General features: G+C 52.1%; 13 protein-coding genes and 1 CRISPR repeat array. Of the genes, 5 read left to right on the forward strand and 8 right to left on the reverse strand.

What is annotated here, in order from left to right:
- Positions 1-346 precede the first annotated feature (346 nt).
- The 7 genes from AC0QHF_RS21180 to AC0QHF_RS21210 form a co-directional block, all read right to left on the reverse strand.
- Positions 347-835: a rhodanese-like domain-containing protein gene (locus tag AC0QHF_RS21180; protein WP_324706230.1), complete on the reverse strand. Its 489-nt coding sequence runs from the start codon at positions 833-835 to the stop codon at positions 347-349.
- Positions 836-890: 55 nt separating this feature from the next.
- A complete protein-coding gene (locus AC0QHF_RS21185) occupies positions 891-2,912 on the reverse strand; it encodes a glycosyltransferase 61 family protein (RefSeq protein WP_324706231.1) in 2,022 nt (673 codons plus the stop codon).
- Positions 2,913-3,070: 158 nt separating this feature from the next.
- Positions 3,071-4,417 (reverse strand): MFS transporter, encoded by a 1,347-nt coding sequence (locus AC0QHF_RS21190; RefSeq protein ID WP_324706232.1) that lies wholly within the window; start codon positions 4,415-4,417, stop codon positions 3,071-3,073.
- Positions 4,418-5,020: 603 nt separating this feature from the next.
- Positions 5,021-5,983 (reverse strand): N-acetylglucosamine kinase, encoded by a 963-nt coding sequence (locus tag AC0QHF_RS21195; protein ID WP_324706242.1) that lies wholly within the window; start codon positions 5,981-5,983, stop codon positions 5,021-5,023.
- Between the two features lie 186 nt (positions 5,984-6,169).
- Positions 6,170-7,006, reverse strand: a complete 837-nt coding sequence (locus AC0QHF_RS21200; protein ID WP_324706233.1) for a DUF4231 domain-containing protein — start codon at positions 7,004-7,006, stop codon at positions 6,170-6,172.
- A gap of 163 nt (positions 7,007-7,169) precedes the next feature.
- Positions 7,170-8,261: a 3-dehydroquinate synthase gene (aroB, locus tag AC0QHF_RS21205; protein WP_324706234.1), complete on the reverse strand. Its 1,092-nt coding sequence runs from the start codon at positions 8,259-8,261 to the stop codon at positions 7,170-7,172.
- A gap of 59 nt (positions 8,262-8,320) precedes the next feature.
- Complete coding sequence (locus tag AC0QHF_RS21210; RefSeq protein WP_324706235.1) at positions 8,321-8,506, reverse strand: hypothetical protein; 186 nt, start codon at positions 8,504-8,506, stop codon at positions 8,321-8,323.
- A 111-nt stretch (positions 8,507-8,617) separates the two neighbouring features.
- Positions 8,618-9,897: direct repeats of the CRISPR family, unit length 37 nt; unit sequence GTTGCAACTATCCAAAATCCCTTTTAGGGATTGAAAC.
- Between the two features lie 199 nt (positions 9,898-10,096).
- Here AC0QHF_RS21210 and petL point away from each other — a divergent pair.
- A complete protein-coding gene (gene petL / locus AC0QHF_RS21215) occupies positions 10,097-10,198 on the forward strand; it encodes a cytochrome b6-f complex subunit PetL (protein WP_324706236.1) in 102 nt (33 codons plus the stop codon).
- 84 nt (positions 10,199-10,282) lie between these two features.
- Here petL and crtD read toward each other — a convergent pair whose 3' ends face one another.
- The gene (gene crtD / locus AC0QHF_RS21220) at positions 10,283-11,818 is read right to left on the reverse strand and encodes a C-3',4' desaturase CrtD (protein ID WP_324706237.1); all 1,536 of its coding nucleotides are present in this window, start codon (positions 11,816-11,818) and stop codon (positions 10,283-10,285) included.
- Positions 11,819-11,955: 137 nt separating this feature from the next.
- On the opposite strand from crtD, the gene AC0QHF_RS21225 reads away from it, so the two are divergent.
- From AC0QHF_RS21225 to AC0QHF_RS21240, 4 genes are all read left to right on the forward strand, one after another.
- The gene (locus tag AC0QHF_RS21225; RefSeq protein WP_324706238.1) at positions 11,956-12,198 is read left to right on the forward strand and encodes a hypothetical protein; all 243 of its coding nucleotides are present in this window, start codon (positions 11,956-11,958) and stop codon (positions 12,196-12,198) included.
- On the forward strand, positions 12,186-12,629 hold the full coding sequence (locus tag AC0QHF_RS21230; RefSeq protein ID WP_324706239.1) for a type II toxin-antitoxin system VapC family toxin: 444 nt from the start codon (positions 12,186-12,188) through the stop codon (positions 12,627-12,629). The genes AC0QHF_RS21225 and AC0QHF_RS21230 overlap by 13 nt, the downstream gene beginning before the upstream one ends.
- A 377-nt stretch (positions 12,630-13,006) precedes the next feature.
- Complete coding sequence (locus tag AC0QHF_RS21235) at positions 13,007-13,459, forward strand: universal stress protein (RefSeq protein WP_324706240.1); 453 nt, start codon at positions 13,007-13,009, stop codon at positions 13,457-13,459.
- Positions 13,460-13,530: 71 nt separating this feature from the next.
- Positions 13,531-15,255, forward strand: coding sequence for a glycosyltransferase family 39 protein (locus AC0QHF_RS21240; RefSeq protein ID WP_324706241.1), 1,725 nt, complete (start codon positions 13,531-13,533; stop codon positions 15,253-15,255).
- Positions 15,256-15,402 lie beyond the last annotated feature (147 nt).

Consider the following 15,402-nt stretch of genomic DNA (forward strand, 5'->3'; position numbering starts at 1 on the left):
GGGAGCGGAGGGAGCGGAGGGAGCGGAGGGAGCAGGGGGAGCAGGGGGAGCGGAGGGAGCGAAGAAACGGGTGGAACATCCAGACCGCTTGGGAATCAATTCCCCGAGGGCGCAAGCCAGGGGCCCCTACCAGCAAAAATCATATTCAGATGATTGATAAATTTTCTGCCTCCCCTGCCTCCTGGAGCCTTTGTAAGGGGGGAGAATTGGGGTTTCGGATTCTTTCCCCCAAACAGAACTGTAAACACTTGCCGAGCGATACTTGCGATCATTTCTATTCCCGATTCCCGATTCCCGATTCCCGATTCCCGATTCCCGATTCCCGACTCCCTACTCCCTATTAAATCTATTTTTCTAAGATTTCTCCCGCTTCTTTCCAGCCTTTGATGCTGGGGGGAAATCCTTTGACGTTATCGTATCCGAGCAGTTGCAGGGAGGCGACGCCGATTCCTGTGCGGTAGCCGCTGGAACAGTAGAGAACGACGGTGCGATCGCGGGGGATTTTGTCGAGGTTGTCGGTGAGCGATCGCAGGGGGATATTGATCGCCCCTTTGATGTGTCCGGAGGCGTATTCGGAGGGTTCCCGCACGTCCACGAACAGGGCGCGATCGCCGTTTGTGAGTTGTTTGGCTTTCCCCACTTTCATGATGGTATAATAACCCCGGGGAATTTTGTGGAGAAATTGATCCACGCCGTCCGCGAGGTTCTGATTCGACAGTTCGACGGCTGACGGGGCATCGGCGATCGCGGCGGGGATCAGACCCCAATTCCAGACCGGAAAAATGAATCCCAAAACGGCGATTATCGTCGCCAATAGCACTTGTTTAAATTTCATGGTAATATGGAAGTTTGACGGCGTTTCGGGGTCATCTACAAATCCCCTACAGATATTAAACCACATTGGCAAATTTCAGCACGTCGAGCAACCGCCGGGGGGCGATCGCGATATCTTCGGAGACGCTTTTGGGGTACAGGAGACGCTGCAAATATTCGCCGGGGAGGGTTTCGCCTAGACAATAATAGTAATTCAACTCCGCCAGATTGCTCAACCACCAGTAACAGTGATAGACGTAATTGGGAGAAAATAACTCGATCGCGATCGTTCCCGGCTGACAAAATACCAAGTTCGTCAAGCCGCTGCCGTGGGGGGCGACGATAACTTTTGCTTGGTTAAATAATCTCGCCTGTTCGACGACGGATAAGGTTTCGAGGTTGACGGTTTTAAATTCGTATTTTTCGAGGATTTCAATCACTTCACCTTCATTCAAAATTCGCCGGGTTTTGGCCGATTTTCGGCTAATATAAATTCGGTCAAAATTATCGCTATTTGTGGTATCTTTAATCTCTAAAAATTGTCGCTTTAACCACCGGCAGGTTTGCGGGTTTGGCCAGGAAATGTGACCGGAAAAGGAGGGGACGATGAGGCGATCGCCCCGGATGTGGGGATGGTGTATCGGGTCGATCATGCGGGTTTCTGGGATGTTCAAAATATCCAACGTTTCCCGCTGAAAGGGGAGGCGATCGCGGACGATAAATCCGTCAATTTCAGATAACTGAAATCCCGCTTTCTGTAACAATCCGATTTTTGGCAGTACATCCAAAATCCAATGAAAATAAATGTCGTTCGATAACCCAGATAAAACGGCAATATTGCCTGAAAAATATTCGATTTTTGGTAAGGTTTTCAGCGATAAAATTGAATGTTTGCTGGGGTGCTTATCGGGGTGTCGGGGACTCAAAATGGGGAAGTCCGGGGACAGATCGGCTAAAAAGTGATTATTTGCGGCGATAACTGCACTTTTGGTTTGGGTGGGATCTAGCCAGTATCGCCCTTCAGGGACAACGGTAACAAAAGAAGCCGGAAGGGTGAGTTTGGAACCGAATCGGAAGCTAAAATGGACGGAATGATCCGGGGTTTTGGGCGGTTTGAGTTTGAGGGTTGTTTCCGGTTCGATCGCTTTATACTGTTGATTTGCAGATACCGCCCAATCTCGCGTCCATTCGTAAAATAATTGGGGCGGTTCGACGGGATTCGACGGCGGGATGCGATCGGGTTGCGGGGATTGCCGGTGAAATGATAGAAGTTTTTCCAATAACTGTAAAAAAATGGGCGTTGGGCTATTATTTTCGAGTAAGCCGTTTAAAAATTCTACCCGGATGCGATCGCGTTCCAAATCGGCGATGTTGGCACAATAAAATCGGGCGAAATCGGGTTGTCTCTGAAGTGCTGATCTCCAAGTCTGCATCCCCTCTTCATGTCGTTGAAGACGCAGCAAAACCCAGCCCAAATCCGCGATCGCATCGGCGAAGTCGGGAGCGATCGCGATCGCCCGCCGAAACGTATCCAGGGCGTTTTGCAATTGTTCGGTTTTCAAGTAGCAGATTCCGAGGCGATAGAAAATTTCTGGATTTGATTTTAAAGACAGTGCCGTGATATAATAATGGAGGGCATCGGTAAATTTTCCCAACTTTTGCAATACGACACCGCACCGGCAGTAAACGTCAAATAAATCGGGTTTGATTTCCGTCGCCTTTACCCACCACGCGATCGCCTCGTCCAACCGTCCCTGAAGTGCGATCGCCTCTCCCAAATGGACGTATATTTCGGGGGAATCTCCGTCCAAATCGAGCAATTGATAATCGATCAATTCCGAGCGTTCGGGATAGTAATTTTTTTGATACTCTCGCGACTTCCGTTTGAGAAACTCGATCAGAGTGGCGAGGCGGCGATCGCTTTCCCCGGCATCGTCTGCAGTGATTCCCGCGAACCAAACCTCCTGGGCGGCGAAATCTTCGTGGTTGAGGAGAAACGCCAATCCCAAATTCCAATAATTCGACAACTCGTCCGGGCGAGTTTCCAGGCGGGTTTTGTAGGCGGCGATCGTACTTTCGAGGCGATCGAATTCATCCATAAGATTGGAATTAGATTAACTGGATCTGGCGAGGGCGTATGCCATACGCCCCTACAGTCGATTCGAGGGCAAATATACCGTCACCCCCAACATTATATTTCAACCCCGTAGGGGCGCAAGGTTTGCGCCCTAGCCGGATTTGCACCGGCCAAAACCGATCAATAATCGGGTTGTTGAATCGCCTTATTGGCGCCGGGGACAACTCTCGGCAAAGGTTCGATTCGCTGGGTGAGGACGGCGGCGATCAGAAAGAACGCCCCGCCGATAATCACGGCCATCAGGCGATCGTCGTTCAGGAGATTTCGCATCACCCAACCGAAGCCCAGAGAGACGGTAATCTGCGGCAAAACGATAAAGAAATTAAAAATTCCCATGTAGATTCCCGTCCGTTCCGGCGGCAGACATCCCACCAGCATCGCGTAAGGCATGGAAAGGATGCTCGACCAAGCAATTCCCACCCCGATCATCGGCAATAATAGCAGATATTTATTGTCGATCGCCGCCAGGGAAAACAGCCCCACCGCACCGCAAGCTAAACAGAAAGCGTGGGCAATCTGTCGGTTGGTGGCTTTGGCAAGTTGGGGGAGCACAAAAGAGAAGCCGAAACACACTGCATTGTAAGCCGCGATGCAGAGTCCGGCCCACTCCACCCCGTCGGAATAGAGCACCGAATTCTGGTCCACCGCCCCGAAAATATTGCGGGCGACGGCGGGGGGAAAATAGAGGAAAATACAATACATCCCCATCCAGGTAAACCACTGCACCCAGGACAACTGCCGCATCGTCTCCGGCATATCCCGCAGAGCATCCCAAATTTCCCGGAGTCCGTCCAGGACGCCGCCGCCGCTTTCGGCTTCAAAGGCTTCGAGATCCTCTGGGGGATATTCCTCCGTGCTCAACACCGTCCACAGCACCGTCCCCAAGAAAAACGCCGCGCCGGTATAGAAAGATAACTGCACGGTGAGGGGAATGGCCCGTCCGGGCTCGCTGATGGACGAAACGTGGAAAACGTGGTTCAACAGCCAGGGAAACGCGGATGCCGTCACCGCACCCAACCCGATGAACAAACCCTGCATGGCGAAACCCCGGGTGCGCTGATCTTCGGGCAGCAAATCGCCGACAAAGGCCCGGAAGGGCTCCATACTGATGTTGGCGGAGGTGTCGAGTATCCACAGCAGTCCCGCCGCCATCCAGAGGGCTGAAGCGCTGGGCATGAACACCAGGGCGATGGAACTGAAGATGGCGCCGACCAAAAAATAGGGCCGTCTCCGTCCCAACGCGCACCAGGTGTTGTCACTCATGTGGCCGATTATCGGCTGGACGAATAGCCCCGTCAGGGGCGCCGCCAGCCACAGGATCGGTATTTCGTGAGCCTCGGCGCCGAGATGTTCAAAGATGGCGCTCATATTTGCCATCTGTAAACCCCAGCCAAACTGAATGCCGAAGAATCCGACACTCATATTTACAAGTTGCAAAAATGTCAAATTTGGTTTTTTGACCATCATCTATTCAATCGTTGTCTGACAACTGTCACTACATCACCCCCATTCGCCGTTTCAGGTCTAGAGGCAAGTTCGGCTCACTCCCATTATACAAATTCCCCAGGATGGGACATCTGTCGGAGAGTCGGGATGGGGGAAAGTGGGGGGCGATCGATGAGAAAATTTGAACTCGGAAATTTCAAGACCTAATCTATCTGGCTTCAAATTTTATTTTTCTAAATAGTCTCGGTCGTCCAAATAATTTGCGATATTGATTAAAATTTGTTTGAGATAGATAATAACTATATTTTTAATTTTGAATAGGTCTTGAGAAGTGTAATTTTTACCGAGTTCTTTAAATGATTTCAAATCGAAATTTTTACCACAGAGGCACAGAGGAACACAGAGAGAGGAGGTGTCCTAACCTAAATGCGTAGTGCTATAATATCGACAGAAATTTGGTTGAGATTATCGATAATTTTTTCGGGCGATCGCTTTCTGAAATTCTTTAAAACGACGATAGACATTTTGATTTTTCCGAATTAAAGCAACATAAAATATTGATGACATATCTGGGAAACCTATTTTACCCCAAAATAACCGATCTGTCAAATTGTGGGACACCTATCAATGGGATACTCCGGAGTCCAAGTTGAGTGCTAACAGCGCCGCACCATAGGCGGGTTCGTGGCGGGGCCAGAGCACGTCTGCTTGGGGAGCGATCGCACTTATTCCAGCAATAAATCGGCGTCGGAGGTTCGCCATGCCGCGCCAAACTCCCCCCATTGTGACGATTTCCAAGGCTTCCGCCGGGTCGAATAATTCTGCGATCGCCACTTTTGTCGCCCCGATCAATTCCTCGGAAATATCAGTAATAATCCGATCGCCAAGGGTGTCGCCATCCGCCGCCACGCGATCGACGATGGGGGACAATGCGGCGATGTCTTTGACCGCCAAATTCCGCCGGTAAATCACCTCGATCAACCCGTCCGGAGACTCCAAATTGAAGTGCGATAAAAACGCTTCTGTCAACGCCGTCGGCGGCAGACGTCCGTCAAACGATCGCATCACGGCCCGCAACCCACGAACGGCGATATCGTAGCCGCCGCCCTCGTCGCCGAGGATGTAACCCCACCCGCCGACTCGCTTGGTTTTTCCCTGCGAATTGCGGCCGAAAATCTGGGAGCCCGTCCCGGCGATCGCGACAATTCCCACATCGTGGCCCAACCCCCCCACCAGGGCGATCGCGTTATCGCCGCCGATCGCAAAATTTTCCGGTTTGACATCCCAATTGAGGGGAAAATCGGGGTCCGATTGGATCTGTCCGACCCATTTTCGCACCGTTTCCACATCCTCCGGGCGCCCCACCCCCGCGAGTCCCAAACCCAACCCGCCAACCGTGATTTCACCCGTCGCCTGACTGACGGCTTGGAGTATGGCTTTTTTGATGGCACTTCCGGCGGCTTCGAGTCCGATGGTTTGATAGTTGGAAGGTCCAGCCTCTCCCCGCCCCAAAACCTTGCCGCGATCGTCCATCAACACGCAAACCGTTTTCGTCCCGCCGCCGTCTATTCCGAGTCCCAGCATGATTGAATGTTATAAATGTCGAATTTTCCCACAATTTTACCGGCCGTTTTGTCTGTATCGAAACGGCAATGGGGACAGCATTTTTACTGTCCCCAGAGTTGTGGATCGTTTCAGTTGGTCAGTTTTGGGGGCGATCGCGACTATTTTCAAGCCAGCGATCCGCCCGATATCAGTTGCAGGTTGAGCTCACTAAACCCGGACTGCTGCGGGGGAATTGGATTCCGTTTTTTCCTCCTTTTTCTCCTCTTCTTGCTTCTCGGCGGCGACTTGTTGAATCTGCTTCAAGTGGACTGTGTTCACCTGGGTGATAAAGTTTTCGATCGCCACTTGGGCTCGCTTTTGACGTTCCCGGGGCTCCGAAACGTCGGTGCAGCGGTAAGCCGGACTGATTCCCAAAATGAATTTTTCCTGTTCCGCTTCCAGCAATTCAACGGTTTTGTTGGCTTCGATCCATCGTTCTTGGAAGGGAAAAGAGGTGACGATACTGGAAACGATCGCCGAGATAGCCGGAAAGATGACCGGCAGCCACTTAAACCAAGACGGCCCCGTGTCCAATCGTTCGACGACGACGAGAATGGGGGTGACGCCGGATAAAATGACGGTGGAAACTTGGGAAATGTAGTAGATGTTGCGCGAATTGACCCGCGTTCTTTTGTAATCGTTGATCAATTCTTGGCTGTACTTCAGCGCCCGGGTTCGGGCTACCGCGATTTTGGTTTTCGCCGACCCTTCATCGGCATCCAGCATGGAGTTTTGGATTTCAGATTTGGTGATAATATCCGACTGAATCTGCAATCTTTCCAAGCTAGATCCCACCTGTCCTTTGATCAGGAAGACGAAGAAAAGCGCGGACAGAAAACCGATCAAATACAGGGCAAATGTCTGCTGATTTTCGGTCGCAAAATAGAACAACAATACGGTGCAGATCGAAGCGGTCAGGAGTAGATACTCGACGATTTTGAGTGAAGAATAGACTTTCGCCAAACTTGACTCTTCCGGAGAGGTGAGGGATCCCCGACTTTCCATCGGGTTAATTGACTCAATATTTGTCATAATTTTTAACAGTTCTGACGGGGCTTTGTCAGAAATCAGAGGGATTGAACTAGCTCGATCATAACACCGGCTTTTCCGACATGACAAGAGCAAAGAGGGACAATATAGCACTCAGATCAGATCCGGAAATTGGGACTCACATTTTCTGCAACACGTCGCGGATGGTTTCCGAAGGGACGCGATCGCTAATGATAACCGTCCCGATCGCGGTGGGGAGGATAAACCGCACCTTGCCATCCTTCACCTTTTTATCAGTTTGCAGCAGGTCGATAATGTCGTCAATCTTCAACCCCGTCGGGAGGCGAACCGGCAAACCCGCCTTTTCAATTAATTCCAATTGACGGCGATCGCACTCGGAAGGCCACAGGTCTAGGTGCACCGCAATTTGACTGGCCGCCACCATGCCGATCGCCACCGCTTCCCCGTGCACCAATTCAGTATAACCCGTCAAACTCTCCACCGCGTGGCCGATGGTGTGGCCGTAATTCAAAATCGCCCGCAGTCCCGATTCTTTTTCGTCTTTACTGACGACATCCGCCTTACTCTGACAGGATCGGACTAAAATTTCCTGCAACTGTTCCGGCGCCACGGCTTCCATGCGATCGAGGCGATCGGTTTTTTCCAACTGGGAAAACAATTCCCCATCCCAAATCACCCCATATTTGATCACCTCCGCCATTCCGGCCCGAAATTCCCGTTCCGGCAACGTCGCCAACACTTCCGGATCGATCGCCACCAGACGCGGTTGGTGAAAGGCGCCGATCAGGTTTTTTCCCCGGGGATGGTTCACCCCGGTTTTGCCGCCGACGGAGGCATCCACCATCGCCAATAGAGACGTGGGCACCTGCACGACATTGATTCCCCGCAGCCACGTCGCCGCCGCGAATCCCGCCATGTCCCCGACGACGCCGCCGCCGAGGGCCACGATTGTGGAGTTGCGTTCGAGGCGATGTTCCAACGCCGCATCATATATTAACTGTAGGGTTTGGGGGGTTTTGTACTGTTCCCCGGCGGGGAGGGTGCACGACGCCACTTGAAATCCAGCCGTTTCCAGGGATGCGATCGCCCGTTCTCCGTAGTGTTGAAAGATTTCGGGGTTCGACACCAGCAATACTTTTTTGCCCAATTTCAGGGGGGACATCAGGGGGCCCAACCGATCCAAATTGCCCGCGGCGACGGCGATCTCGTAGGACATCGGCCCCAAGTTGACGGGTATGACGGATGACATGATGGTTTCTTCGTTACCGATTGTTCTCGATCCCTCATGCTACCATTTAGAGAGGTTTTTCAGTCGGGACGGTGGCGATGCGACAGCGCAAAATCGGCGGGTTCGGGAATGGGGGGTTCGGGATGAAACTGCGCGACGGGGTGGCTGTAGAAATTGGCGGGTTTCTGGATTTGCCTGAATCCTCCGTCAGCACTGGCTTTGAGGGCGATCGTCGCTCCGACACCCCCGCGCACCTTACAGGGCAAGGGTTTCGGCGATTTGGGCTTGCTTTTTCGATCGCGATCGTGCTATTATTAGGGGGCATCGCGCAAATGAACCTTGAAAACTGCATACAGCACAGGTTTCAATGGGTGGCAGTTGCAACTATCCAAAATCCCTTTTAGGGATTGAAACCGGAACAATGTTAGTTCCACCGGGGACAGCCCAATGTTGCAACTATCCAAAATCCCTTTTAGGGATTGAAACGGCGATACTGCCGATCCTGAAGGGGTGATCGGTATCGTTGCAACTATCCAAAATCCCTTTTAGGGATTGAAACTCCGCAAAACGGGATAAGATATTTTTTCTGGGAGCTGTTGCAACTATCCAAAATCCCTTTTAGGGATTGAAACCTCCTTAATACATGGTACGAATATCGAATCAGTAGTTGCAACTATCCAAAATCCCTTTTAGGGATTGAAACGAGAAATGGGTTGAATTTTCCTGTTGTGTGTGGATCGTTGCAACTATCCAAAATCCCTTTTAGGGATTGAAACGTTTTCGGGTCGTTTGCCGCGCTCAAGATAATGAAGCGTTGCAACTATCCAAAATCCCTTTTAGGGATTGAAACCGGGGTCGGCTACCGTGCTAGAGTCAATCCGTAAAGTTGCAACTATCCAAAATCCCTTTTAGGGATTGAAACAGGTGAGTTCTAGCCGCGAAAGCCATTTCTAACACCTGTTGCAACTATCCAAAATCCCTTTTAGGGATTGAAACGAATGTTTATCCGGCTTTTGTTGCTTGCTTTCAGTTTGTTGCAACTATCCAAAATCCCTTTTAGGGATTGAAACCAGTCGGAAACTTTGTCTCACCCGACTGATATTTATTCAAGTTGCAACTATCCAAAATCCCTTTTAGGGATTGAAACACTTTTTCGCTAATTTTTTCAGATGATTTCGGGCGGGTTGCAACTATCCAAAATCCCTTTTAGGGATTGAAACGTGGCGACGGGGGCGACGGCCACTCCCGCCAGCGCTTGTTGCAACTATCCAAAATCCCTTTTAGGGATTGAAACACTATAGGATTCGACGTGCCATCGGTAGAGGTAGGTTGCAACTATCCAAAATCCCTTTTAGGGATTGAAACCTTGATAATCTGTTCTTTGAGTGGCTGCAGTTGGTGGTTGCAACTATCCAAAATCCCTTTTAGGGATTGAAACGGATGGGTTCGTCATACATGGTCAATCATCCCTCCGTTGCAACTATCCAAAATCCCTTTTAGGGATTGAAACCTCGATTCATCGGCATGGGGAAACCCCCAATTTTTGAGTTGCAACTATCCAAAATCCCTTTTAGGGATTGAAACCGAGCCATCTTTTCCCTGGCGATCGCCAGGATGATTGTTGCAACTATCCAAAATCCCTTTTAGGGATTGAAACAATTGAAGTCCGGTTGTGCAGTAAAAGTCCCCCTTGTGAAGGGGGATTTAGGGGGATCGTCCGTATCTGATGCGATCGCAAACCACTCTATCGGGCATTGCCACTCAATTGACCAAATCCCCCCAAACCCCTATAATACGGCACGAGAAAGTCAACCCGACGACTCTCCGAGCTCAACTAACATTCTGGAGTATTGACCATGACCATTGACGGTGCGATCGCCTACGCCCTGCTTTACGTTGTCGCCCTCGGTGCCGCCGCCGGGCTCCTGTTTGCGTTGCGACTCGTCAAATTGATTTAAGGGTAATTGTAGGGGCGAATGGCATTCGCCCTTTCCGATCGTGGATTCACAGGCAACCCTATAAGGTTGCCGCCACAGATTTTGTTATTGGCAGGCTTCGAGTTGCCGGACCACCGTCCAGGCGGAATAGGAGACGCCTGCGGTGCCCTCGCCGGGATGGGTGCAGTCCCCCACCAGCCAGAGTCCGTCAACGGGGGTGCGGTTGGCGAACCCGAAGGGGCCGAAGGTGGAAATTCGCTGGCCCACGCCCCCGACCACACCCCGATCGCGGGCCGTGTAGCGGGCGAAGGTGCGGGGGGTGGCGGCTTCTCGGTGGACGATCGTTTCTGGGGTGAGGTGAAAGTAGGAACCCAGGCGGGCGATCGCATCTTTTGTATACTGTTCTTTTAACTGTTCGTAATCCTCACAATTCCACCATTTTTCAGTATCCGTAAAACTCGAAGCCGTGATGGTGGCTTTCCCGTCCGGCGCCCGTCCGTCCCCGGGTTTGCTGACGGAGACGAATAGGGAATTATTTTCCGCGATCGGCCCGTCGTAATCGTAGAGGAATTGTAGGTGGGGGGGACAGCCCGGGGGGATGGCGGATTCATCCACTCCCAAATACACGACAAACGCGCCAGACGCAGGGGGAAGATTTTCGATCCTGTGGCGGTAGATGCGATCGCCGATATTCGGAGAAATATTATCTTTCTCTCCCAACAATTTTACCACATTTTGAACGGTGAGATTGCCGATAATTACATCGGCGGTTTCTCGCCAGGTTTTCCCATTTTTTTGGTCGCGAATTGTCACCGCCACGGCCTTTCCGTTTTCGGTGGCGATCGCCTCGACGGTGTGGCGCATCCGCAGGGTTCCCCCGTCCCGTTCCAAACTCTCCACTAGGCGATCGCTCAACACCTGCATACTGCCCTGGAGGTGATACAATCCCTGGGGTTCCTGGGAGACACCCAAAGCCGTCGCCGCGTACAGCAGGGCGGTTTCGTCGGTGTTGACCTGGGAGTACAATTTTAACTGCAAATCGAGGAAGGTTTTCAGGCGGCGATCGCGATCGAGTCCGTAAAGTTTGAGCAAATTGCCGACGGTTAAAAACGTAAAGGGCAGGGTGATCAACGTATCCGGTCGAAACGCTTTCGCTAATTGTATTATATCCCAAATATGGCGCGGTGGCAACACCGGATCGCGACTTTGAAACCGCCAACTGGCGTCAAATAACGTTCCCATCAACTGCCAAAACGGTTCGCTTCCGGGAAACTGCCGCTGCCGTTCCAGGCGCCATTTTTCCGGGTCGCGCCAGATGCTGACGGGTTCGGTTTCTCCGGGTAGAAAAACCGCGCAGGCGGGATCGCAGGGCGTGGCCTCGGGTAGGTCGATCTGCAATTCCGAGAAAATCCGGTGGTGAATGCCCCCCGGTTCCAACCCCGCCACCTGGGTGGCGCCGACATCGAAGGTGAACCCCCGGCGCCGGAAGGTAGACGCGCATCCCCCGGGGACGATCGCCTGGTCGAAAATGGACACGGAGTAGCCACGACGGGCCAGCAGTGCCCCGGCGGTGAGTCCGCCGATACCGGCGCCGATTACGATCGCCCGTTTGCGGGCGTTTCCGCTGTGAACCTCTGCCATCGGTCTTTACATTTCTTAACACTCCTTCTCATAATAGCAACTTCTCGGCGGGTGGGGGGTGCGGGGGTGCGATCGCGCCCGTGCTACGGTTGAGGGTGAGAACACAAACAACCATTTGAGAAAAGGTCGGTCAATCAATGATGCAGTCCGCCATCCGAATCACCACCAAAGTCCTTCCCGGCAATAAAGTGGAAGTTCAAATTCCGTCGGGTTGTGAAGGTCAGGAAGTCGAAGTTTTTGTGGTTCTTCCCCCACGAAAAGCGATCGGCCGGCAGAATATCCTCAAGTTTTTGGAGGAGTTGCGCGATCGTCATCCCCAACGTTCCGCCGAAGACATCAACCGCGATCTTGCCATAGAAAGGGATTCATGGGACAGCTAAATCTATCCGATTTTCAATCGGTTTATATCGACACATCAGTTGTCATTTATACCGTCGAAGCCAACCCATCCTATTACTCGCTCCTTCAACCGCTTTGGGAACGGTTTCAAATCGGCGATATCGAACTGATGACCAGCGAGTTGACCCTGATGGAAGTATTGGTCATGCCAATCAGACAAGAAAATTATACTTTGATCGAAGATTATCGAAATCTTCTGGAATCGACACAAATACAATTGATTCCCATTGAGAGAGAAATTCTATTGGGTGCGGCCGAATTGAGGGCGAGAACGAATTTAAAAACACCGGATGCAATTCATGCGACTACCGCCATAAATGCCAACTGCGATCTTTTTTTAACCAACGATCGTGCATTCGATCGCATTTCTATTTTATCCGCAATTATTCTTGACGATGTATTGTATAGTTGACAACTCGATTCCTTCAGGCGATTGCTTCGGGAACAAACTTTGAAACCCTGATTGCAAGGAGTGAGGAGTGAGGACTTTCTCACTTCTTTTTTTCCCTACCCCCTACACCCAACGCGAAGCGCCATAACTCGAACTGAGTCCGGTTTAGGCTTTACCAAACTTTAATAAATGACGGCATTTTCTTTACACAATCTTTAAATAGGGGGCTTGACCCCTCACCCCAAAAAAGCTATATTATGTTATGTAGATGCACCCTGATGGTAGAGAGAGTCGCTCAAGCAGCTCTCTCTTTTTTTTTGGGCCGTCGTCGCCGTCCGCTCCTTGCCGGAAGGGTTTCAGAATGATATGATTTGGCATCTCACTGGATGTAGCACCCCATGCAAAATATTTTGGCCGCGATCGATTTCTCGGACGTCACGCCCGCCACGATCGCCCAGGCGGAAAAATTGGCCCGGGCCTTCGGGTGCAAGCTGTGGCTGATCCACGCCGTCGCCCCGGAACCGGACTTTGTGGGGTTCGGCAGCGGCCCCCCTTCGGTGCGGGAAGATACCGCCAACGCCTATCGCAAAGAACATCATCAACTCCAGGAGTGGACTCAAACCCTGCGTCAAAAGGGCATCGATGCCACGGGTTTGACGATTCAGGGGGCGACCGTCGAGACGATTTTGGCGGAAGTGGAGAAGCTGAAGGCCGATCTGGTGATTGTGGGTTCCCACGGCCACGGCCGTCTGTTTCAGGCGATCGTCGGCAGTGTCAGCGGGGGGATTCTCCGGAAAGCGGACTCTCCGGTGTTGGTGGTTCCCGTACCTCAACGCGATCGCAAAAACTGACGTTTGGGGGTAGGGACAGCGAAAATCCGATCTACAATAGGGCGTCATTTCTGTCAGGGTGTCGGTAAATCATGGCACGACGCGATCGCGGAACGTCCCCCCCAGAAAATCCCATTCACTTGATTTTGTTAATCCTTTGGTGTGCGATCGCTTTAATTGTACGCCTGATTGATTTGGATGCCAAACCGATCTGGAGCGACGAATTTGCCACCCTCGCCTTCAGTCTCGGACGGGGATTCCATCAAATTCCCCTGGACGTGCCCATCGCCCCGGAACTGCTCCTGCACCCCCTGGAAGTCGATCCGAGTTTGGGAGTCGCGGCCGTCCCCGAGCGGTTATTCGCGGAAAGTAACCATCCCCCCGTCTATTTCATGCTGACGCACCTTTGGGTTGACGGGTTGGCCCCCGCCGGCGAGCTCGTCCCCATCGGCATCGCGCGATCGCTCAGTGTTCTATTTGGTGTGGCGACGGTGCCCGCTTTATTCGGGTTGGCTGGGCTGTCCTTTCGTTCCCGAATTGTCGCACAAATAGCCGCGGCCTTGATGGCCGTTTCTCCCTTCGGCGTTTATTTGGCCCAGGAAGCCCGACACTACACTTTGGCGATTTTGTTGGCGATCGCATCTTTGGCTTGTCTGAGCGCCGGAATTCGCCGTCTGAACCGCCAAATGTCTCTCCCCCCGTGGCTGGTTATCGTCGGCGTCGGGATCAATACGTTGGGGGTGGCGGTGCATTTCTTTTTCGCCTTTCTGTTACTCGCAGAAGGGGCGATGGTTTTGGGGCTTTGGATTCGGGATCTCCGCCGTTCTCCGTTACAATTTCCGGCCTTCAAAACTTGGAAGGGGTTCTATTTCGTCGCCTTGGGGACGGCGGCGGGGGGGCTGGTTTGGCTGCCCATTTTCCTGCAAATTTCCGGCGGGGACAGCGAGTTGACGGCCTGGGCGTCTCCCGGCGATCCGATGGAAATATTGATTCAACCCATTGCCAGAATTGTGGCTTGGTTGACGACGATGGTGGTTTTGTTGCCGGTGGAAAATCAGTCCTTACCGGTTATTATAATTTCCGGTATCGTTACCTTCTTTATTTTGGGAATATTGGGGAAAGTTTGGGTTGACGGTTGGCGGGTTCTGCCCCCATCCCGGCGGGAGTCCGTGCAGTTGTGGGGGGGTTTGACGCTGGTAGTTTTGGTGCTGTTTTTGGCGATCGCCTGGGGGTTCGGCATCGACCTCACGTTGGCGGCTCGATATCAGTTTATTTACTTTCCGGCTATTTTGTTAATCGTGGCGGCGGGATTGGCGGCGGGGTGGCAAAATCCCGGAAAATATGATGGGCGAAGATGGGCGATCGCTCTCATTTTGACTGTTTCCTTTTTCAGTGGGTTGATGGTCGCCCATAATTTCGCCTACCAGAAACCCGATCGCCCGGAATGGGTGGCGAGGGCGATCGCGTCCCATTCTAATCCGGAGATTCCCACCCTGATCGCCACGGTTCATAAAAGCCACGAACAGACGGGGGAAATGATGGGAATCGCCTGGGAATTGCAAAAGTTTGGAATGCCAGAATTATCGCCCTTTTTCCTGCTTGCCCACAAGTACGAAAAAGAGGGTTTGACTGCCACGGCGACCCTCGATCGCACCCTCAAAAAATGGCCCCGCCCCCTGAATTTGTGGACGGTCAATTTTTCCGCCCACTTCGATCCCTCCCTCTACAATTGCCAACTCGAACCCGGTACGAAATCTTACGTTCCCGGCTATTATTTTCAGATGTATCGCTGCGGAGAAACACCCCTTGGGAATTGAATTACCAAGCTAATCGCACAAATACTCTCGCATCGGATTGGGGAGAATTGGTTTCAAAGTCCCCCTTTCAAAGGGGGATTTAGGGGGATTTTTCGGTTCCCAAACAGTGAAGCATCCCCCCCAGCCCCCCTTTGTAAGGGGGGAGAA

This window comes from Lyngbya sp. CCY1209 (genome assembly GCF_055795065.1).

Coding starts and splice junctions, on each gene's coding strand:
- AC0QHF_RS21230 (WP_324706239.1), top strand. CDS start 12,186: ATGGGACAGCTAAATCTATCCGATTTTCAATCGGTTTATATCGACACA.
- aroB (WP_324706234.1), bottom strand. CDS start 8,261: ATGTCATCCGTCATACCCGTCAACTTGGGGCCGATGTCCTACGAGATC.
- AC0QHF_RS21185 (WP_324706231.1), bottom strand. CDS start 2,912: ATGGATGAATTCGATCGCCTCGAAAGTACGATCGCCGCCTACAAAACC.
- crtD (WP_324706237.1), bottom strand. CDS start 11,818: ATGGCAGAGGTTCACAGCGGAAACGCCCGCAAACGGGCGATCGTAATC.
- AC0QHF_RS21240 (WP_324706241.1), top strand. CDS start 13,531: ATGGCACGACGCGATCGCGGAACGTCCCCCCCAGAAAATCCCATTCAC.
- AC0QHF_RS21200 (WP_324706233.1), bottom strand. CDS start 7,006: ATGGAAAGTCGGGGATCCCTCACCTCTCCGGAAGAGTCAAGTTTGGCG.
- AC0QHF_RS21235 (WP_324706240.1), top strand. CDS start 13,007: ATGCAAAATATTTTGGCCGCGATCGATTTCTCGGACGTCACGCCCGCC.
- AC0QHF_RS21190 (WP_324706232.1), bottom strand. CDS start 4,417: ATGATGGTCAAAAAACCAAATTTGACATTTTTGCAACTTGTAAATATG.
- AC0QHF_RS21180 (WP_324706230.1), bottom strand. CDS start 835: ATGAAATTTAAACAAGTGCTATTGGCGACGATAATCGCCGTTTTGGGA.
- AC0QHF_RS21225 (WP_324706238.1), top strand. CDS start 11,956: ATGATGCAGTCCGCCATCCGAATCACCACCAAAGTCCTTCCCGGCAAT.
- petL (WP_324706236.1), top strand. CDS start 10,097: ATGACCATTGACGGTGCGATCGCCTACGCCCTGCTTTACGTTGTCGCC.